The 19,913-nt window shown below is 69.8% G+C and carries 18 protein-coding genes; 15 read left to right on the forward strand and 3 right to left on the reverse strand.

Going from position 1 to position 19,913, the window contains the following annotated elements; translation table 11 throughout:
* Nucleotides 1-60: 60 nt before the first annotated feature.
* The 7 genes from TCUR_RS02945 to TCUR_RS02975 all read left to right on the forward strand — a co-directional run bounded on the left by TCUR_RS02945 (nucleotide 61) and on the right by TCUR_RS02975 (nucleotide 4,483).
* Nucleotides 61-759: an LmeA family phospholipid-binding protein gene (locus TCUR_RS02945; protein WP_012850976.1), complete on the forward strand. Its 699-nt coding sequence runs from the start codon at nucleotides 61-63 to the stop codon at nucleotides 757-759.
* A gap of 33 nt (nucleotides 760-792) precedes the next feature.
* A complete protein-coding gene (locus tag TCUR_RS02950; protein WP_012850977.1) occupies nucleotides 793-1,350 on the forward strand; it encodes a sigma-70 family RNA polymerase sigma factor in 558 nt (185 codons plus the stop codon).
* Nucleotides 1,347-2,090 (forward strand): anti-sigma factor family protein, encoded by a 744-nt coding sequence (locus tag TCUR_RS02955; RefSeq protein WP_012850978.1) that lies wholly within the window; start codon nucleotides 1,347-1,349, stop codon nucleotides 2,088-2,090. The genes TCUR_RS02950 and TCUR_RS02955 overlap by 4 nt, the downstream gene beginning before the upstream one ends.
* A gap of 105 nt (nucleotides 2,091-2,195) precedes the next feature.
* A complete protein-coding gene (locus TCUR_RS02960) occupies nucleotides 2,196-2,570 on the forward strand; it encodes a TlpA family protein disulfide reductase (RefSeq protein WP_425358358.1) in 375 nt (124 codons plus the stop codon).
* A gap of 264 nt (nucleotides 2,571-2,834) precedes the next feature.
* Nucleotides 2,835-3,272: a DUF4395 domain-containing protein gene (locus TCUR_RS02965; RefSeq protein ID WP_012850980.1), complete on the forward strand. Its 438-nt coding sequence runs from the start codon at nucleotides 2,835-2,837 to the stop codon at nucleotides 3,270-3,272.
* Nucleotides 3,269-4,108, forward strand: coding sequence for a sulfurtransferase (locus tag TCUR_RS02970; RefSeq protein WP_012850981.1), 840 nt, complete (start codon nucleotides 3,269-3,271; stop codon nucleotides 4,106-4,108). Before TCUR_RS02965 ends, TCUR_RS02970 begins: the two co-directional genes overlap by 4 nt.
* 66 nt (nucleotides 4,109-4,174) lie before the next feature.
* The gene (locus TCUR_RS02975) at nucleotides 4,175-4,483 is read left to right on the forward strand and encodes a DUF1416 domain-containing protein (RefSeq protein WP_012850982.1); all 309 of its coding nucleotides are present in this window, start codon (nucleotides 4,175-4,177) and stop codon (nucleotides 4,481-4,483) included.
* Between the two features lie 403 nt (nucleotides 4,484-4,886).
* Here the strand turns inward: TCUR_RS02975 and TCUR_RS02980 are convergent, their stop codons facing one another.
* A complete protein-coding gene (locus TCUR_RS02980) occupies nucleotides 4,887-5,717 on the reverse strand; it encodes a hypothetical protein (protein ID WP_012850983.1) in 831 nt (276 codons plus the stop codon).
* A 345-nt stretch (nucleotides 5,718-6,062) separates the two neighbouring features.
* On the opposite strand from TCUR_RS02980, the gene mycP reads away from it, so the two are divergent.
* Complete coding sequence (gene mycP / locus TCUR_RS02985; protein ID WP_012850984.1) at nucleotides 6,063-7,358, forward strand: type VII secretion-associated serine protease mycosin; 1,296 nt, start codon at nucleotides 6,063-6,065, stop codon at nucleotides 7,356-7,358.
* A gap of 81 nt (nucleotides 7,359-7,439) precedes the next feature.
* On the opposite strand, the gene TCUR_RS02990 is transcribed toward mycP, so the two are convergent.
* The gene (locus tag TCUR_RS02990) at nucleotides 7,440-8,060 is read right to left on the reverse strand and encodes a hypothetical protein (protein WP_012850985.1); all 621 of its coding nucleotides are present in this window, start codon (nucleotides 8,058-8,060) and stop codon (nucleotides 7,440-7,442) included.
* 35 nt (nucleotides 8,061-8,095) lie between these two features.
* Nucleotides 8,096-12,043 (reverse strand): type VII secretion protein EccC, encoded by a 3,948-nt coding sequence (locus TCUR_RS02995; protein WP_012850986.1) that lies wholly within the window; start codon nucleotides 12,041-12,043, stop codon nucleotides 8,096-8,098.
* A gap of 522 nt (nucleotides 12,044-12,565) precedes the next feature.
* On the opposite strand from TCUR_RS02995, the gene eccD reads away from it, so the two are divergent.
* The 7 genes from eccD (at nucleotide 12,566) to TCUR_RS25355 (ending at nucleotide 19,855) form a co-directional block, all read left to right on the forward strand.
* Nucleotides 12,566-13,972 (forward strand): type VII secretion integral membrane protein EccD, encoded by a 1,407-nt coding sequence (gene eccD, locus TCUR_RS03000; RefSeq protein ID WP_012850987.1) that lies wholly within the window; start codon nucleotides 12,566-12,568, stop codon nucleotides 13,970-13,972.
* 6 nt (nucleotides 13,973-13,978) lie between these two features.
* Entirely contained in the window at nucleotides 13,979-15,382 is a 1,404-nt protein-coding gene (gene eccB / locus TCUR_RS03005; RefSeq protein ID WP_012850988.1) for a type VII secretion protein EccB, read from the forward strand.
* A 297-nt stretch (nucleotides 15,383-15,679) separates the two neighbouring features.
* Nucleotides 15,680-15,994: a WXG100 family type VII secretion target gene (locus tag TCUR_RS03010; protein WP_012850989.1), complete on the forward strand. Its 315-nt coding sequence runs from the start codon at nucleotides 15,680-15,682 to the stop codon at nucleotides 15,992-15,994.
* A 46-nt stretch (nucleotides 15,995-16,040) separates the two neighbouring features.
* Nucleotides 16,041-16,334, forward strand: coding sequence for a WXG100 family type VII secretion target (locus TCUR_RS03015; protein ID WP_012850990.1), 294 nt, complete (start codon nucleotides 16,041-16,043; stop codon nucleotides 16,332-16,334).
* Nucleotides 16,335-16,509: 175 nt separating this feature from the next.
* Entirely contained in the window at nucleotides 16,510-16,899 is a 390-nt protein-coding gene (locus TCUR_RS03020; RefSeq protein WP_012850991.1) for a hypothetical protein, read from the forward strand.
* Between the two features lie 33 nt (nucleotides 16,900-16,932).
* On the forward strand, nucleotides 16,933-18,306 hold the full coding sequence (locus TCUR_RS28250) for a WXG100 family type VII secretion target (RefSeq protein ID WP_012850992.1): 1,374 nt from the start codon (nucleotides 16,933-16,935) through the stop codon (nucleotides 18,304-18,306).
* Between the two features lie 178 nt (nucleotides 18,307-18,484).
* Complete coding sequence (locus tag TCUR_RS25355) at nucleotides 18,485-19,855, forward strand: S8 family serine peptidase (RefSeq protein WP_245537044.1); 1,371 nt, start codon at nucleotides 18,485-18,487, stop codon at nucleotides 19,853-19,855.
* Nucleotides 19,856-19,913 lie beyond the last annotated feature (58 nt).

Raw genomic sequence — 19,913 nt, forward strand, 5'->3', positions numbered from 1 at the left:
CATGGCGGGGCCGGGACGCCGTAATGTGGGCGCACCCGGTCCGCGGCGTGAGGAGAGTGCATGCGCAAGGCTCTGGTCGTGTTCCTCGTCCTGCTGGCGGGCGGGCTGATCGCGGCGGACCGCATCGGCGTGCTGCTGGTGCAGCGGGAAGTGGCCGAGCGGCTGGCCGTCCAGTACTCCCTGCCCCAGCGGCCGGAGGTCACCATCCACGGGCTGCCCTTCCTCACCCAGGCCATCGGGGGCGAGTACCGGCAGGTCGACGTGGCGATCGGCGACTTCACCCGGCAGGAGGTCACGCTGCGGGACGTGCGGGTGCGCATCGAGAACCTGCGGGCGCCGCTGTCGGAGGCGATCAACGGCGACACCAGCGGGGTGGTGGCGGGCACCGCGACCGCCTCGGCGATCCTGCCCTACGACCTGATCAAGCGCCACGCCCCCGCCAACGTCACCCGGATCGGGGCCAGCGGCTCGGACCTGGAGGTGGAGCTGACCGGCTCGCTGCTCGGCTTCACCCTCAACGGCACCGCCGTGCTGTCGGCCGAGGTCTCCCGCGACGGCATCCGGATCACCCCGCGCTCCGTCGCCACGCAGGGCCTGCGGGTCCCGCTGGGCGCGCTGCGCGGACCGCTGTCATGGACGGTGCCGGTGCCGGAGCTGCCGCTGGGCTCGCGCATCAGCCGCGTCGAGATCACCGAGGCCGGCATCCGCGTCGGCGCCACCGCCCACGACGTGGCCGTGGGAGAGCTCGCCGGCCGGTGAGCCCCCGCCGGTCCCGCAGCGGGAAGAAAACCGTTGACCGCCGGTGAACCGGACCGGGAGGGCGTACGTGTCACCGGCGTGGGACCCACCGCCGACGAACGGTTGCTGCGCTCGCTGTACGCCGAGCACGGCGGTCCGCTGCTCGGATACGCCCTGCGGCTGACCGGCGGGGATCGCCAGCAGGCCGAGGACATAGTGCAGGAGACCCTGCTGCGGGCCTGGCGGCACCCGGAGGCCCTCACCGGCCGGCCGGTCCGCCCCTGGCTGTTCACCGTGGCGCGCAACCTCGCGGTGGACGCCCACCGGGCCCGGCGGTCCAGACCGCCGGAGACCGGGCTGCACGAGTACGCCGCGCTGCCTGCCGGGAACGACGACATCGACCGGGCCCTGGAGTCCTGGACGGTGGCCGAGGCACTGGCCGACCTGAGCCCGCAGCACCGCGCAGTGATCCTGGAGACCTACTACCGGGGCCGTTCGGTGGCCGAGGCCGCCCAGGTGCTGGGCATCCCCCCGGGCACCGTGAAATCGCGAACCTACTACGCGCTGCGCGCGCTGAAGCTCGCCTTGGAGGAGCGGGGGTTGGCGCCATGAGCACCGAATGCGAAGAGGTACGCATCTCCTTGGGGGTGTACGTTCTCGGCGCCATCGACCCGGCCGAGCGCGCCGCGGTGGACGCGCACCTGAGCGTCTGCCCGTCCTGCCGGGACGAGCTGGCCGGCATGGCCGCCCTGCCCGCGCTGCTGGGGCGGGTCAGCGAGGCCCAGATCGCCGCGCTGGCCGAGCCTCCCGGCGAACTGCTGGAGACGCTGCTGGCCCGGGCCGCCAGCGACCGCCGCCCCTCCTGGCGCCGGCGGTGGAGCGCACGCTGGAAGGCCCTGTGGAGCAGCCGCTGGACGCCGCTGGTCGCCGCCGCCGCCGTGATGCTGGTGGTGGGCGCGCTGTTCGGCGGCCTGCTGGACGACCGGTTCGACGGCTCGCCCCCGGTGACCGCCCCCGGCCCGTCCCAGACCGGGGAGGGCCCCTCCCCGTCCACGACCGGTGAGCGGCTGCAGGCCCGCGACGCCGATACGGGGGTGTCGGCCGAGCTGCTGCTGTTCGCCAAGAACTCGGGCACGCAGGCCGAGCTGCGCCTGAGCGGCGTCTCGGCGGGCAGCCGCTGCCGGCTGGAGGCGATCAACCGGCAGGGCCGGCACGACATCATGGGCAGCTGGCGGCTGGACCACCCCCAGGCCACGTTCGTCGGCTCGACGATGTTCCGGCGCGCCGAGGTGGCCTCCTTCCAGGTCGTCGCCGACGACGGGCGGCCCTTGGTGACCATTCCCGCGGAATGACCGCCCCGCGGGGAAGAGCCGGGCGGTCCGGTAGGTTGTGCCATCACGATGACAGGTGCGTTCGTCGCGGCCTTCGTGCTGCTCGCCGCCACGGTGTTCGGCCTTGTGCGCCGCCACCGTGACGGCCGGCTGCGCCCGGCGAGAGGAGGGGACGTGCCAGAGGCCGCCACCGACCGGCTGGGCCCCGCGGAGCTGGGCGCCGCCCTGGGGGAGCGGGCGACGCTGGTGCAGTTCTCCACCGCCTTCTGCGCCCCCTGCCGGGCCACCCGCCGGGTGCTGGCGGAGGTCGCCGCCATGGTGGAGGGCGTGGCGCACATCGAGATCGACGCCGAATCGCACCTGGACCTGGTCCGCCGGCTGGGGGTGGTGCGCACCCCCACCGTCCTGGTCCTGGACGCCGCCGGGAACGTGCGGCGACGCGCCACCGGGGCGCCCCGCAAGGCCGACGTGATCGCCGCCCTCGGCGCGGTGATCGACTGAACGCGTCGCTCCCGGGCCCGCAGGGGAGAGACGGACCTCACCGTCTCGAAAGCCGATACGGGAGTGACATTCTGCGAGACAACACTTACCATCGTGGCGTGCGTTACTGGACAGAGCAGCTGCTCACGAAGCGTCGCGCGGTCGACTTCTGCCGCGTGTCCGCGTCGCTCTGTCGCCTGGTCTGAGGCATCGAGCCGTAGCTAGCAGAGTCATCTCGACTCCCCTCCCAGCTCGCATCCCAGTCTCAGCACCTGGAGCACCCCAATGCAGGTCGATCCGCGTGGGCAGCGCGTGTCCGCGGGCATCACGACCGCTGTCCTGGTGGTCGTACTGATAACGGGAAGCTGGGAACTGCTCGCCGCCCAGGCCGTGGTGTTCGCCGTCGGAGCCCTCATCGGCCTGCGCTATGCGCCGTACGGACTGATCTACCAGGCCCTCATCCGGCCCCGGATCGGTCCGCCCCGGCAGCTGGAAGACGCCGCGCCGCCCCGTTTCGCCCAAGGGGTCGGCCTGGTCTTCGCCCTGGTGGGAGTAGTCGGTTACGTCGTGGGAATCGAGTGGCTCGGCATCGTTGCCACAGCTCTCGCGCTGGGGGCGGCGTTCCTGAACGCGGCGTTCGGGTTCTGCCTCGGCTGCGAGATGTACCTGCTGATCCGTCGCGTGATTCCAAAAAACCGCTCCGACAGGGAGGTTCCAGCATGAGCCGCTCCGACGTCCTGGTGGACGCAGACTGGGTGCAGCAGCACCTGGACGACCCGGGCGTGGTGCTCGTCGAGGTCGACGAGGACGTCTCCGCCTACGACAAGGGTCACATCCGCGGCGCCATCAAGATCGACTGGAAGAACGAGCTGCAGGACCCGGTCCGGCGCGACTTCGTCGACAAGACCGGTTTCGAGGAGCTGCTGTCCCGCAAGGGCATCGCCAACGACGACCTGGTGATCCTGTACGGCGGCAACAACAACTGGTTCGCCGCCTATGCCTACTGGTACTTCAAGCTCTACGGCCACGAGAAGGTCAAGCTGCTGGACGGCGGCCGCAAGAAGTGGGAGCTGGACTCCCGCGAGCTGGTCACCGAGGTGCCGCAGCGCCCGGCCACCCAGTACAAGGCCAAGGACCAGGACCTGTCGATCCGCGCCTTCCGCGACGAGGTCGTGGACGCGATCGGCAAGAAGAACCTGATCGACGTCCGCTCCCCGGACGAGTTCACCGGCAAGCTGCTGGCGCCGGCCCACCTGCCGCAGGAGCAGGCCCAGCGCCCCGGCCACGTGCCGACCGCCCGCAACATCCCGTGGTCGAAGGCGGCCAACGACGACGGCACCTTCAAGTCCGACGAGGAGCTGCGCGCCCTCTACGAGGAGGCGGGCGTGGACTTCAGCAAGCCCATCATCGCCTACTGCCGGATCGGTGAGCGCTCCTCGCACACCTGGTTCGCGCTGCGCGAGCTGCTGGGCCTGTCGGACGTGAAGAACTACGACGGCTCCTGGACCGAGTACGGCTCGCTGGTCGGCGTCCCGATCGAGCTCGGCGAGGCCAAGTAAGGGGCCCCGGGTCCCTCCCCACCCACTGACGACGGTCCCGCTGCCAAGCGGAGATTGGAGTAAGACATGACCCAGGGTTGCGCTGCACCTGCCCAGACCACCCGCCTGCCCGCCACCGTCGACCTGTCCAACGAGGCGGTGATCCAGGGGACGGTGACCCGTAACGGCACGCCGGTTCCCGGCGCCTACGCCCGGCTGCTGGACTCCACCGGCGAGTTCACCGCCGAAGTGGTGACCGGCGATGAGGGCGTGTTCCGTTTCTTCGCCGCCGACGGCGACTGGACGGTGCGGGTGCTGGCCGCCGGTGGCGTCAGCGTCGACACCCAGGTGACCGCCAAGGTCGGTGAGGTCGCCCAGGTCGAGGTCGCCATCTGACCTACCCTGCCCTGCTCGGAAGCGGCCCCGTCGCCTTCATGCGGTGGCGGGGCCTTTTCGTGCGCGGGCAGCGCCTTGGGCGCGCCTCACTTTCCGGAACGTTGAATCCAACGGTCGATTCTCTGCAGGATTCCCTGCTTCGCCCCCGGAGGAAGGGCACCGAGCCAGATGGGGACGACGTCCTCGCCTTTGCGCCAGGCGGCCGGCAGACGACCACGACGATCGGGCGGACGATGGACCGCCCGAACCCCGATGAACACCGCAGACGCACATCCGCTTCGCTGGGATGCCGCATAGGCGGTCTCCTCATTTCTCTCGGCCCGGCGCACCCGGCTTTGTGCGCCCGAGCGACCGGGACGGTACGAGTCGATGCCCACGCCCACCGGCCCGGGATGCGGCATTGTCAGCCCAGACAGCCGGTGCAGCCCTGCAGCGCGGTCACCACGGCGCGGGCGGCGGCCGTGGCGCCTTCGAAGGCGGCGGTTTCCGCCAGCGGAACGGCGCCGCCGTCGGAGCCTGCGAAGACCACTTTGAACATCGCGTTGGCATAGCGCGCCCACACCGTCACCGATCCGGTGCGTCCGGCGGCGGACTGGGCTTCGGCGTACATCGCGAAGGCGTCTTCGCCGACGTCCGGCACCCTCCGGAAGGTCCCGTACCGCAGCACTGAGCCGCCGGCGTTCTGAACGGAGGTGCCCGCGCGCTGCCGCATGGTCCGGCGGGCGGCGTTCATCCAGGTCGTGGCCTTGTCCACGCCGGCCCGGCCGCCCTGATCGGCGCGCAGCACCACCCGGACGGTCAGCGCCCGCTGCCGGGGCGCCTGCGGGTTCGCGGTGCTCCACCGGCAGCCCGCCGCATGCCCGTCCTGGCCCGGCCGCCCGGACGGACCGGCCCGGCGCGCGTTCAGCGGAGGCGGCATGAAGGACCTGCGCACCGGCCGCGGGACCAGCCGGCAGGGCGCGGTGATGGTGACGAACCGGGGGGCCTGCGCGGCGGGCGTTCCCGAACCGGTGGGAGTCGCCGAAGCGGTGGACATGGGCGCCGGAGGCTCGGCCGCGTTCCCGCCGCCCCCGCCGCGCACGACCACCGCCAGCACCGCCCCCACCACGAGCACGGCGGCCAGTGCCAGGGCCGGCAGCAGCCACGGCCGCCGCCGCGACCCCACCGGGCCGGGCGGAGGCGGCAGCGGAGCCCACTGCTGGGGATTCACCGGTGCGTTCTGCCCGCTGTTCACCTGGACCTTCCCTGGTAACGCGCATTGCCGGCGGCCTTGAGAGCCGGTCTGTGAGCGGCGGTGACTCGCCGGCGGCCCGCAACGCCGGCGGCCTGTGCGCGGCCGCGGTGCGATCGGCGAGCGCGCATGAGGTTATCGGAACCCCATGACCGTGAAACCGGACGGTGCGCGTTCGGCGGCCGTCACGGACGTGAAAAAAGGCGACAGGTCTTTGCCGCAGGTCGCCCGTCACTTCCCGGGATACCGGTGGCCTGCTGCTTTTCAGCATATGCCCGGCTGGAGTGGAATGCTCTAAAGTTTGGTCCGGCGACTTGACGGAAGGCCGCACACGGGGAGGAACGGGACGTGAAGGCTCGGCGAGTGGCCTGGGGGGCGATTGCACTCGTGGCCGTGCAGCTCCTGACCTGCCCGGCGGCTCTGGCCGCCCCTTCTCCGGACCCCTCCCAGCGCAGTACGCCCAAGCCCGGCGGGACACCCGAACCGAAACCGTCCAAGAAGAAAAGCCCCTCTCCGCAGCCGCCGCCGCAGCGCGAGACCAAGCAGGAATGCGAGATCAAAACCGGGATTCCGGCCGGTCAGCTCCAAGAGGAGCCCTGGGCGCAAAAACGCCTCGGATTCACCGCGGTGTGGGAGCTGACCACCGGCAAAGGCGTCACCGTCGCCGTGGTCGACAGCGGGGTGGACGCCTCGCACCCCCAGCTGAAGGGCCGGGTCCGCACGATCGACGTCACCGGCACCGGCACCCGTGACTGCCTGGGCCACGGCACCCAGGCGGCCGGCATCATCGCCGCCCGCGACATGCGCCGCCGGCAGGTGCCGTTCCTCGGCGTCGCCCCCGGCGTCCGGCTGCTGTCGATCAAGGCCGCGGTGCAGCAGAGCGGCAACGACCCCGGCTGGACCGCCAAGGCCATCCGCGAGGCCGCCGACCGCGGCGCCAAGGTCATCAACGTCTCCTCGCAAAGCCCCGACTATCCCAGCCTGCGGGAGGCGGTGAAGTACGCCCAGCGCAAGGACGCCGTGATCGTGGCGGCGGCCGGCAACATCCAAGACGAGCAGCGCGGCACCCAGACCCCGGCCTACCCGGCCGCCTATCCCGGGGTGGTCGCGGTCGGCGCCGTCGGCGAGAGCGCCACTCTCAGCTCCTTCTCCAACACCGAAACCCCCGTCACCGTCGTCGCACCGGGGGAGAAGATCGTCTCCACCTGGCCGGGCGGCGGTTACAACATCGATCAGGGCACCAGTTTCGCCACGCCCTTTGTGTCCGGGGTCGCCGCGCTGGTCCGCTCCTACCACCCCAAGCTCAGCTACAAGCAGGTCAAACGCCGTCTGGAGGTGACCGCCGACGGCGGCAGCGCCAACGGCACCGGCGGCGGCATGGTCAACCCCTTGCAGGCCGTGACCGCCGTCCTGGACGGCGAGGAGGAGGGCGAGGAGGCACCCTCCCCCCAGGCCCTGCCGGTCTACATTCCCCGCCCCGAACCGGAGGACCGCTTCGGCCGCACCCTGGCCCTGTCCCTGACCGGAGGCGCCCTGGCCCTGGCCGCCTCAGCCGTCGCGGCCGGCATCATCATCCCCGCCGGCCGTCGCCGCAACTGGCGCCCCTCCCGCCGTCAGCCCTCCACAGAAGGCCCCACCGGCTGAGACACGCCGGCCCGCCCCGGCGCGGCTTTGAGGCCCTTGCACGCTCGGGAGCAGGAAGGAACGCCCCCAGGCCACTGCAGATCACTTAGGGGGATAGCCGCTCTTGCGGGGGTCGAAGCAGTGGTAGCCGCACAGAAAAGCGATGCATAGAACCTGCACCGTCTGAGGCAGCCCGACGTCGTTCAGTTTCAGTTCGTCCCAGATCTCGACGGTGCTGCCGAAAGGAGTTCCGCCCCACCCCAGGACCGTATCGAGCCGTTCGGTGACGCCGCCCATCCGTTCACCGCCCGGCCCGGTGATGGCGTATTCCTGCTCGGACAACGGACGAACCGCCAGCAGCTCCGGCCCGGTGGCGGGAATCAGCGCATACCTTCGGGTGAAACTTGCGTTGAGGTGATACCAGCGCAGCAGCGACCGGATGACGCCCACCGGAGTCCCGTCGGCCAAGACCACGGTCGCCTCCTTGCTCCTCTTCGGCTTGTCGAAGACGAACCAGGCACTGCCGTCGGAATGGCGCACGTCCAGTGTGGCGACCATGTCTTTGACCGAGCCCGCCCCTTTCCCATCGGTCCACCTGCGGATCTCGCCGAACGGTGACAGGGGACGGCGATTGACCGTCCCGACCAGCTCACCGGCACCGGAACGCAGCTCCAGCCCCCGCCTGATCAGATGCAGGCCCGGCACAGGCATAGCGGACGACATGTGCGCTCCTCACGGCAAGCTGAGACACCCCTCTGTCAGCTCTCCCGGTAGGCGGTCTGGATGAGGCGGGTGCCGGAACGGCGTTCCACGAAGTAGCCGCGGCCCTGCGGGAGTTTGTGCGGCTTGACGTTGCCCAGCAGGATGCCCTCGTCCTTGTTGCCGGACATGACCAGGCCCGGGGAGGCCATTTCCTTGATCCGCTGGATGATGGGCTCATAAAGGGCCCGGCCGGCGCCGCCCATGGAACGGGCGATGATCAAGTGCAGGCCGATGTCGCGGGCCTGGGGCAGCAGCTCCGCCAGCGGCCGCAGCGGGTTGTCGGACGTGGCGACCATTTCGTAGTCGTCGACGACCAGGAACAGCTCGGCACCGGTCCACCAGGAACGCGACCGCAGCTGCTCGGGGGTCAGGTCGGGGGGCGGCAGCCGGGCCTCCATGGCGCCCTTGATGTCGCGGACCAGGGAGGAGGCCGCGGTGGAGGACGCGGCATAGCCGATCTGGTGCTCGGTGGTGGCCACATCCAGCAGCGACCGGCTGTAGTCGATGAAGATCAGCCGGGCCTGCTGGGGGGTGTAGCGCTCGATGATCCCCGCGGTGATCAGGCGCAGCAGGTTGGACTTGCCGCACTCGGTGTCCCCGAACACCAGGAAGTGCGGGTCGGTGTTGAAGTCCAGGTAGACCGGCGACAGCGAGTCCTCGTCGATGCCGATCGGGATGCGGGTGCCGCTTTCGGCCGCGCTCGGCAGCTGGGCGGCCGGCAGCACGTTCGGCAGCATCCGCACCGGCGGGGCGGTCGGGCCGTGCCAGGCCTCGCGGATGGTCTTGACCGTGGTCGCGATGCCCTCGGTGAGCGTCTCGGCGGAGGTGTCGCCGTCGATGCGGGGCAGCGCGGTCAAAAAGTGGTAGCCGTCCCGCGTCAGGCCGCGGCCGGGGCGGTTCTCCGGCACGTTGGCGGCCTTCTTGCGGTCCACCTCCGACTCGTACGGGTCGCCCAGCCGCAGCTCCAGCTTGGTGCCCAGCAGGTCGCGGATGCTGGTGCGGAACTCCGACCACTTGTTGGAGGACAGCACCACGTGGATGCCGTAACCCAGCCCGCGGGCGGCCAGCTGGGTGATGGAGTCCTCCAGCGCCTCATAGTCCTGGCGCAGGGTCAGCCAGTTGTCCACGACCAGGAACACATCGCCGAACCCGTCGCCGGCGTACTCGCCGGTGGCGCGCAGGCGCCGGTAGGTGGCCATGGAGTCGATGCCGCGCTCGGTGAACTCCTGCTCCCGCTGCTCCAGCAGCGCCGAGACCTCGGCCACCGTGCGGCGGATCCGGTCGGCGTCCAGCCGGGTCGCCACCGAGCCCACATGCGGCAGCTCCGCCAGTCCGGCCAGCGTGCCGCCGCCGAAGTCCAGGCAGTAGAACTGCACCTCCTGCGGGGTGTGCAGCAGCGCCAGCGAGGTGATCAGGGTGCGCAGCATGGTGGACTTGCCGGTCTGCGGACCGCCGGCCACCCCCACGTGCCCGGCGCCGCCGGACAGGTCCAGCCAGTACGGGTCGCGGCGCTGGTCGAAGGGACGGTCCACCAGCCCCACCACGGCGTGCAGCCGGCCCCGCCACTCCCAGCCGTCGGCGGTGTAGCCGTGCGCGGCCGACGGCGACAGCGGCGGCAGCAGCTCATCCAGCGTGGGCGGGACGTCCAGCGGCGGCAGCCAGATCTGGTGCGGCTCGGGCCCGTGCCCGGCCAGCTGCCGCACCACCACGTCGAACAGCGACTCAGAGCTCTTGTTCTCCTCGGCCCGCTGCTCGGGCTGCGGCTGCTCGACCACCTGCGGGCGGATGTAGTCGGTCAGGTACGGCAGCACCTGCCGGACGATCTGCGGGCCCTCGGAGCGGGTCTGCGGCTCCTCGTCCACCGGGCCGGACACGTAGGCGGCCTTGAACCGCACCAGCGGCTCGGTGGCGAACTTCAGGTACCCGTTACCGGGCGAGGGCGGCAGCTCGTAGGCGTCCGGCACGCCCAGCACCACCCGCGACTCCATCGCCGAGAACGTCCGCAGACCGATCCGGTACGACAGGTGGGTGTCCAGGCCGCGCAGCTTGCCCTCCTCCAGCCGCTGGGACGCCAGCAGCAGGTGCACCCCCAGCGACCGGCCCAGCCGCCCGATCATCACGAACAGCTCGGCGAAGTCCGGCTTGGCCGACAGCAGCTCGGAGAACTCGTCCAAGACGATGAACAGCGTCGGCATCGGCGGCAGCGGGGCGCCCTCCATCCGGGCCTTCTCATAGTCGCGCAGCGAGGCGTAGTTGCCCGAGTGCCGCAGATGCTCCTGGCGCCGGACCATCTCGCCGTGCAGCGCGTCGTACATCCGGTCGACCAGGGGGAGCTCTTCCTCCAGGTTGGTGATGATCGCCGAGACGTGCCGCAGCCCCTCCATGCCCAGGAAGGTCGCGCCGCCCTTGAAGTCGACCAGCACGAAGTTGAGCACCTCGGGGGAGTGCGTCATCGCCAGCGCCAGCACCAGCGTGCGCAGCAGCTCCGACTTACCGGACCCGGTGGCGCCGATGCACAGGCCGTGCGGCCCCATGCCGCCCTGCGCCGACTCCTTGATGTCCAGCTCCAGCGGGCGCCCGTCGGCGTCCAGCCCGATCGGCACCCGCAGCCGGTTGCGCTGGGGACGGGGCCGCCACAGCACCGCCGGGTCCAGGTTGTAGGGGTTGTCGATGTGCAGCAGCGAGGTCAGCGTCATGTTCGCCGACAGCACGTCCTCTTCGGGCTCGTCGGCGGCGCTGGTGCGGAAGGGGGCCAGCTGCCGGGCCAGCGCCTCGGCCTCGGCGATGGACGCCTGGTCGGGCCGGCCCACCGACGACAGCACCTCTTTGCCGGCGCGGTCCCGCTTGACCACATAGACCCGTTCGGGCGTCACCCGCAGCCGCAGCATGGTGGCCTCGTTGGTCTCCGCCACGCTGCCGGTCAGGTCGATGACGCACACCCCGTCGATGCCGTCGGAGGCGATCTGCGAGTCGTAGGAGGCCTGCCCGCCGTCCACGATCACCAGGTGGAAGGGCTCGGCGGGGGCGCGGGAGGCGCCGAACATCCCGCGGTCCTTGATCTCCGGCCCCAGCATGCTCTCCAGCTCCACCAGGCTGTGGGTCAGCAGCCGCACCTGCCCGGCGGCGTCGTACTCGGTGGGGTGCAGCGAGTGCGGCAGCCACTTCATCCACTGCCACTGCGGCATCCGCTCCCGGGACGCGCACACGGTGATGCGCACATCGTCGGGGGAGTGGAACGCCGCCAGCTGCATGATCAGCGCCCGGACCATGCCGTAGACCGCCTTGGGGTCCCCGTCGGGCAGGATGCGCGCGAACGAGCGCAGCGAGATCGCCACCGGCAGGTCCGGCACGGTCGAGTGGGCGCGCAGGAAGCGGCGCAGCGCGCCGGCGCTCATCGGCTCCAGGTCCTCCACCGGCTTGGTCTCCGGCGGGATGAGCTGGACGGCCAGCCGCTGCGGACCGGCGCCGATGCGGACCTGGGCGAAGTCGGCGTCACTGCTGCGCCGCTCCCACAATCGCGGGCTCATCACCATCGACCACAGCCGGCCGGGCGCGGGGTTGTTCCACTCCAGGGCCTCGCGCTGCTGCTTGGCGGCCTTGCGCACCCGCTGCCGCACCTGCCCCAGGTAGCGCAGGTAGTCGCGGCGGGCGCTGTTCAGCTTGGTCTTGCGTTCGCCGCTCTGCTGGCTGAGCTGGCCGAACATCATGCCGAACATCGACAGGGCGAACATGCCCCCGGCCACCAGCTGCAGGGTGTTCCGGTGGTTGAGGAACGTGAACACCATGGCGGCCGAGCCCGCCGCCATGGGCAGGTACATCAGGACGTTCTGGAACGAGTTGGTGACGACCTCGGGCAGCTCCGGCGGGGACTCCAGCAGGATCTCGCCCCGTGGCATCTGGGGCGGCTGCCTGCGCTCTTTGCGCCGCACGAGTACGGTGCTCACCCGATCTCCCCCTTGGTACCGCCCTGGCGGTCCGGCCGCTCATGCCGGATCTGGTGAAATTTGTGCCGTCATTTTAGGGAGCGCCGCCCCGCACCTCCCACCCGATGAACTGAAGTGCACCGAAAAATCCCTGGTCACGGCCGGGACAGTGGTACGGTCGGCGGGCTTGGGGCGCCGCTGCGTCCGGATGCCGGGACGTCAGGACACCTTGACACATACGCTCCTGTGTCCAGTCACAACACACCAGGTCAGCCGTTTAGAGAGGCACTAGCGGAGGTGGGGCGTCGGCAGGGGTGTCGGTGTGGGTTGCTAGTCTGCGTTGCTTGGTACGCAAAAGCCCGGCCAACGAGCCACAGATTGCAGGCCGGTTGCGCTATTCACTCGCCGCATACGACGGGGGGACATCAGATCGACTGGCGACCGCTCCCGCTTTCAGCCATGCTATGGGCCTGCCGACCGATTCACGGGGATTGATCCAGGCTCGGCGGTATCGCTGAGCCCGTCGTTTGTGAGGGACGCGAGTTGAGTCCGACTACGGGAACCGACCTGTGCCGGGTCACGGTGGTCGGCCCGCAGCGCAGAGTGGACATCTCCCTGCCCACCGACGTGCCGTTCGCCCAGCTGTTCCCGGCGATCCTGCACTACCTGGGGGAGAACCTGGCCGAACAGGGGCTCGCCCACGGCGGCTGGGTGCTGCAACGGCTGGATGAGGCCCCCTTCAGCGGAGACATGACGCCGGGGCAGGCCGGCCTGCGCGACGGCGAGCAGCTTTACTTGCGGCCGGGCATGTCCCAGCTGCCCGAACCGTCCTTCGACGACGTCGCCGACGTGGTGGCCACCGGCGTCAACGAACAGCCCGACCGCTGGCGCATCGAATGGACCAGGGTGTTCGGCCTGGGCGTGGGCGCCGGCGCGGCGGCGGTCGCGGCCGTGATCTTGCTGCTGGCGGGCCCGCCGGACGCGTCGTGGATCGTCCCGTCCGTGGCCGCCGCGGTGATCGCCCTGCTGCTGCTGGCCGCGGGCGCCGCGGTCTCCCGCGCGGTCGGCGACTCGGTGGCCGGGGCCGTGCTCGGCTTCTCCGCCCTGCCGCACGCCTTCCTCGGCGGGCTGCTCGGCCCGGCCCGCTCCACGCCGCTCACCGAACTGGAGGCCTTCCACCTGCTGTCCGGCTTCGCCGCGGTGGTCCTGGTCTCGGCGGTGGCCGCGGTGGCCGTCGCCGACGGGCTGCCGTTGTTCGTGGGAACCGGAGCGGCCGGCCTGGCCGGAACCCTCGGCGCGGGGGCGGGAATGCTGCTGGAGGGGGTGTCGGCCGCGGGCATCGCCGCCGTCACCACGGTGGTGTTCATGACGCTGATCCCGCTGGCCCCCACCCTGGCCTTCCGGCTGGCCCGGGTGACGCTGCCGCCCCCGCCGGCCAACGTCGAGGAACTGCGGCGCGACACCCTCCCGGTCGACGGCCGCACGGTACGGCAGCGCACCGTGCGCGCCGACCGCATCATCACCGGGATCACCCTGGCGGTCGGGGCGGTCGGCCTGGTGGCGGTGGTCCCGCTGGCCTTCGACGACGGCTGGCTGGGCCCCATCACCGGCGGTTGCATAGCGCTGGCGCTGCTGCTGCGCTCCCGGCTGTTCCGCGGCCGCTACCAGCGGCTGAACCTGATGGTCTCCGGCATGGCCGCCTTCGGCGTGCTGGCGATCGCCATCGCCGCCGACGCCTCCCAGCCGGTCGTGCTGCTGGGCGCGGTGGCGCCGCTGCTGGTGGGCGCGGGCATCGTCGTCGGCACCGGGCTGTGGCTGCCCGGCCGCAAGCTCTCCCCGTTTTGGGGACGGGCCGCCGACGTGTGCGACTTCACCGTGGTGCTGGCGCTGATCCCGCTGTCGCTCGGCGAGGCCGGCCTGTACGGCTGGGTCCGCGGGCTCGGAGGGTGAGCGAGCGTGCAGACCCGCAAGGACCTGCTGCAGGCCCACCGGCTGATGACCCAGCGGGCGGCGCTGGCGCTGATCCTCGGCCAGCCCGACACCGCCGAGGCACCGATGCGCCGGCTCAACGTCGCCGCCTTCAGCGGGGTCATGATCACCGTGGTGGTGATGGCCATCTTCGGCATCGTCGGCATCCTGCGCCCCGGCGGGGCCAAGCGGCTGCAGGAGCCCGGCACGCTGATCATCGAGAAGGAGACCGGCGCCCGCTACGTGTGGTGCCAGGACCCGCCGAAGCTGTGCCCGGTCGCCAACTACGTCTCCGCGCGGCTGCTGGCCGGCCAGGACGCGGGGAAGCGGCGGACGGTCTCGCGCAACTCGCTGCGGAACTTCCAGCGCGGCCCCCTGATCGGCATCCCGGAAGCCCCCAACACCCTGCCTGAGGCCAAGCACCTGGTGAAAACGCCGTGGTCGGCGTGCGTCCGCACGGTCGAGCTGCCCACCCGCGGCCGCACCTCGCTGGCCACCATGGTGGTGGGCACCCCGGTCGGCGGGCAGTCGCTGCGCGATGACCAGGGGCTGGTCATTCGCTCCGCCGGCCAGACCTGGCTGATCTGGAAGAACCAGCGCCTGCGCATCCCAGAAGAGCTGGTGCCCGCCCTGGCCCCCAACCCCGCCAGGGTCACCCCCAAGTGGCTCAACGCGCTGCCGCCCGGCCCCGACTACAAGGCGCCCTCGATCCCGAACCTGGGCCAGGAGGTGCCCGGGCCGGAAGGCGGCAAGGCCAGGGTCGGCCAGTTCTACGCCGTCGAGACCGGCTCCACCACCACCTGGTACGTGCAGCTGGCCGACGGCCTGGCCCCCATCAGCGAGATCGAAAAGGAGCTGCTGCGGGCCGATCCGGCCATCTCCCAGAAGGCCTACAGCGGCCGCCCGGCCCAGGAGATCGCGCTCCCGCCGTACGTGCTGAACTCGATGCAGAGGTCGTCCCGGCGGATCTCCAAGCAGGAGCTGCAGGGCGCGCCACCGACGATCATTCCCTATGCGGACAGCACGCCGCTGTGCGTGATCTACGACGATCCCACCGGTGAGCGCCGCGGTTATGTGACGCTGAACGGCCGGTTGCCGGACCCGCCGCAAAGCACCACCCCGTTCGGGGTGGACCAGCTGGTGTTCCCGCCCGGCGGGGCGGCCCTGGTCGGTTCGATGCCCGCCCCCGGAAAAGGAAGCGAGGTGAACTCGTATTCCCTGGTGGCAGAGGGACGGCGCTATCAACTGGAGTCTCCTGAGGTCGCTGAGCTACTCGGTTACGAGATCTCCCAGGCGGTGCCGGTGCCGTCCGCTGTGCTGAATCTCATTCCCACCGGCCCGACGTTGGATCCCGACGCGGCGTCACAGCAGCTCACCGGCGGTCCGCGTTAACAACCGGTTGAAAAACCAAGGTGGCCGATGTCGGCCACCTGTGGTTCGGAACTTCTTTCACCGCGGATGCGTCTAAGCGGTTTCATGACTGACTTCTATAAGATTAGTCGGCGGTGGACATAGCATAATTTCTTCTCTACAGTTATGTACCCGCGGCGATGTTTTCTGGGCTTCCAGCTGGCGAGATCGCCGTGCACGAGATACGGCTCACGGTGACGGAAGGGGCGCCGAGTTCGGGGTCCGGCTGAGGAAACCGGTGGGCCGGCGACGCCGACGAAGACGATGAGGAGGTCGCAGATGGCGCCACAGTCAGCTGTCGACAGGGCTGCAATGGCCCAGGCGGCACAGGACATCGAGCAGTCCGCGAACGCCATCCGGGGAATGCAGAACCAGCTCGCGAGCGCCAAGGACCAGCTCCGCAGCCACTGGGAGGGCGACGCCTCGATGGCCTTCGAGGCGGTCTTCAACCGCTTCAACGAGGACTTCAGCCGCGTGCTCAAGGCACTGGACGGCATGCACGAGAGCCTCGTCCAGACCAGGATCACCTACGAGGCCCGGGAGGAGGCGGCTCAGCAGTCCGTCAACAGGGTGCAGGCGCTGCTGAACGGCTGAGCCTCGCCCATCAGCAGGTGACCCCGAACGGACGGAGGAGTGAAAGGTGAGCGACTACACCAGGGCTAATTTCGGTGGCCTGAGCGAGGGCGAGGCCCAGTTCAGCATGACCGCCCGGGCGCTGCTGGACGAGCTGACCGACCTGGAGGGCAAGCTCCGCGCCAAGCTGGACCGCTGGGACGGCGACGCGCAGGCCGCCTACTGGAACTACCAGAAGGAGTGGGACGCCGCGGCCAAGGACATGCAGAACGTGGTGGCCCAGCTCGGCGTGGCGATCCGCGAGGCCCACGACAACTACCAGGCCGCCGAGCGCGCCAACACCAGCATCTGGGCGGGCTGATCCCGCACCGCCGGCGATCGCCGCTGAAGGGCTCGCACCAGCGAGTGCAGGCGGGCCCTGGCAGAGCGCGAGTCGCCAGGGCCCGCGGGCCCGGGGTCGTGGGGTCGCAGCCGAACTCGTGTGTTCCCGGGGGCCGTGAGATCGCGCGGCGGCGATCCACAGGAGGTGAACGAAGATGACTGACCACGCGGGACGGCCGTCCCAGATCCCGCAGCCCGGCAGCAAGGAGATCGAGGTCGATCCGGGGTACCTGCGGAACTTCGCCAACCAGATGCAGGCCGACCTCGACAGACTGGTCAAGGGGCGCTACCGGGAGCGACTCCAGGACGCTCTGCCCAACGCCGGCTCTCTGGGGAACTACCAGGCCGGCCGTTCGCTCTACACGACGATCAAGAACGGCCACGAGTCGATCGGTTTCACCTTCCAGCAGTTCACCACCGTCTACCAGCAGGTGATCGACGCACTTCGGCAGTGCGCGAAGAACTACGAGGACGCTGAACGGAACAACGTGGCCAGCGCCCGCAACGTCTACCGCGGTGGTTCCGGTGGCGGCACCCTCATCTGACGGCCGACTCGGTGGAAAGGAGGTGGCACCCCAATGGCTCCCCCTCAGCAGGGTGTGATCAGGAACCAGCAGTTCTCCACCGGAGACGAGGGCATCAGCGGCTGGACCAACAAGCTGCAGATCTGGGAAGACCACTTCAACGACCTGAAGGCCATCGTCGACGGGATGAACCCGTGTGAGCTGCAGACCAGCAGCCTGGCCTTCCGCACCCTCGCTGAAGCGATGAACGACACCCTGGATCTGCTCAGCGACGTTGCGGGCAAGCTGGCGAAGAACTGGGGCGGCCAGGACGCGCAGGCGGCCGTCGCCCAGATGAACAAGGCCTACCAGCAGGCCCTGGAGATCCAGAACAAGAGCCAGCAGGTCGCCAAGGCCACGGCGGAGCACGCCGACAAGCAGACCGAGTGGAAGCAGGCCTACGGGACGGGTTCGCCCACCGACAGCTGGGTCCGCAAGGTCGCCCGCTGGGCGACTCTGCCCGCAGCCCTGGGCGGTCCCACCTCGCCGGCCGCTGTGACATCCTTCCTGGCCAACAACATGGGCGCCGAGGACGCCCTGAACAAGATCAACCAGGGAACCCGGCAGTCCAACGAGAGCTATCCGCCAGAGATCAAGGTGGATATGCCCGACCCTCAGGTCACTCCCTTCGATGCTGCGCCGGCGAGCCCCGGGGCAGGAGGCGGCGCGCCTATGCCAAGCATGCCGGGCGGTGGTGCGGGAGGAGGCGGTGCGGGGAATCCGCCGGGTTCCCCCGGCCTGCCAGGTCCCGGCGGAGACGCTGGTCCCGGCGGGGGCGCGCCCAACCCCTTCCGGGATGGCGGAGTTCCTGGACCTTACCCCCTTGGCGATCCGCCCGGTGGGGGGTTCGGCGGTCCCGGTTATCCCGGCCCGGGTGGCGGCGGCTCTGGTTACTCCGGTGGCGGTGGCTCCGGCTCAGATCTAGCTGGACTGCAGCCCGGCAACCCCGGCACTCCCGGCCCCGGCGGGGGCTTCGGCGGAGGCAACGGCCTGCCTGGTGGGCCCAACGGGCCTGGAGGCCCGCCCGGGGGGCCCAGTGGTTTGCTGCCCGGTGGGCCCGGTGGCCTTCCCGGAGGTCTTCCCGGCGGAAGGGGCGGAGGTCTCCCCGGTGGGAGAGGCGGCGGCCTTCCGGGTGGAAAGCCGGGTGGCCTACCTGGTGGTATCGGTGGTGGCTCGCCTCGAGGCTTCAACGGAGTGCTCGGCGGGCCGAACGCTGCGGGCAGAACCGGAGTCGGGGCCGGGCCGGGTGGCATGGGCATGGGAATGCCCATGGGCGCCGGTGCCGGTCACGGCGGCAGAGAGGAAGAACGCGAACGCGCCTTCTGGCTTCCTGAGGATGAGGAGTTCTGGAACAACGACCAGGAAGCCACCCCGCCCGTGATCGGGTGACCCAGTCGCATCAATGAGCGGCCATGGCGTGGGCAGAACGGGCACAAGTGCCCGTTCTGCCCGTATCTGTTTCCACCTGGACTTTCAACTGATCGGTTACCTCATGCGCAGACGAGTGCTCCGGCGGCGAAAGCAAAGTGTCGTCGCGTTCGTCCTGGCGATGCTCCTAGCTGCGGCGATGGCTGCACCGGGTGGCGCGGCTGTTCACACTCAGCCGCATCCGGCGCAGTGGTGGTTCACCACATGGGGGGTCGAGGATCTGCTGTGGCCGCATAGTAAGGGCAAGGGAGTAACTGTCGCCGTTATAGATACCGGTGTACAAGCCAATATTCCGGAACTGGCCTCAGCGGTGCTGCCAGGTGCCGACTTTAAGCACGAAAATGGTAACGCCCGCGTCGACTGGGATATTGTGAACCATGGGCACGGCACCGGGATGGCTTCGCTGATCGCCGCTAGGGGGGGCAGGAACGGCTTCTATGGTGTGGCTCCAGAGGCCAAGATCCTTCCAATAATCGCTGATACAGATGAAGCCTACTCCAAGGCGATCCCATTCGCGGTTGATCGCGGCGCTAAGGTAATAAATATCTCCCAGGCAGGGCCGGGAGAGTGCGACCCTCGGCTTCAGCAAGCCATAAGGTACGCGATAGATCGCGATGTGATCGTGGTTGCAGGGGCAGGTAATGATGGTGCGGGAAGCAATCTTTCTCTTTCCCCTGCGAACTGTAAAGGTGTGGTGGCTGTCGGTGGTTCGACCAAGCAGAACACACCATGGCATAAATCGCAGCGTCAGCCCTATGTGACTTTCGTAGCCCCCGCAGAAGGCGTTGGGAGCGTACTCAAAGATGGGCAGTTCCATACTTCTGAGGGGGGTACAAGTAGCGCTACTGCGCTCACTTCGGGTGCCATCGCGTTGATCAGATCCAAGTTCCCGCAGATGACGAACCGGGAGGTCGTCCGGCAGCTTATCGCCTCGGCCCTTGACATCGGCCCTCCCGGCTGGGACGACCAGAGCGGTGCCGGCATCATCCGGCCGCGGCTGGTGCTGAACGGGGAGATTCCGAAGAACACTCCCAACCCCGTCTTCGAAGAGTACGACAAGTGGCTGGCAAGTCAGCCTGATTCGAAATCGCAAGGACAAGAGCGGGCGGAAGAGAAGTCGGGATCGTCGGCGGGCGGAGCCGGAGACTCAGAGGGCGGAATCAACGGCCCCTTGGTGATCGCTCTCGCCGCCTTGGTGGGCGGTGGGTTGTTGATCGCCGCCTTCGTCTACTTCCGTGTTCGGGGCAGGCGTGCGGCCGTGGCCGCTTCTCATCCGCAGCCAGGTCCTTATGGGCCGCAGTCCGGGATGGGGCCTGTCCCGGGGCAGACCGTTGGCGGACCGCCTCCGTCCATGGGCGCCCCGATGCCTCCGCAGCAACAGTGGCGAAGTGCGTCGCCCCAGAGCGGTGGACCGTATTCCGGGGCGCATGGGCAGCCTCCAGGGCCGTCCGCCCCGGGGCGGCCTCCCGGGGGTACGGGACCGCAGCAGTTCCCGCCGCCCCAGGGTTGAAGGGCTGCGGAAAAGAGCAGCGATGCCGAACCGTCAAGGCAGTGGATGCGTCGCAACC

The sequence above is a fragment of the Thermomonospora curvata DSM 43183 genome (genome assembly GCF_000024385.1).
GTDB classification, from domain to species: domain Bacteria; phylum Actinomycetota; class Actinomycetes; order Streptosporangiales; family Streptosporangiaceae; genus Thermomonospora; species Thermomonospora curvata.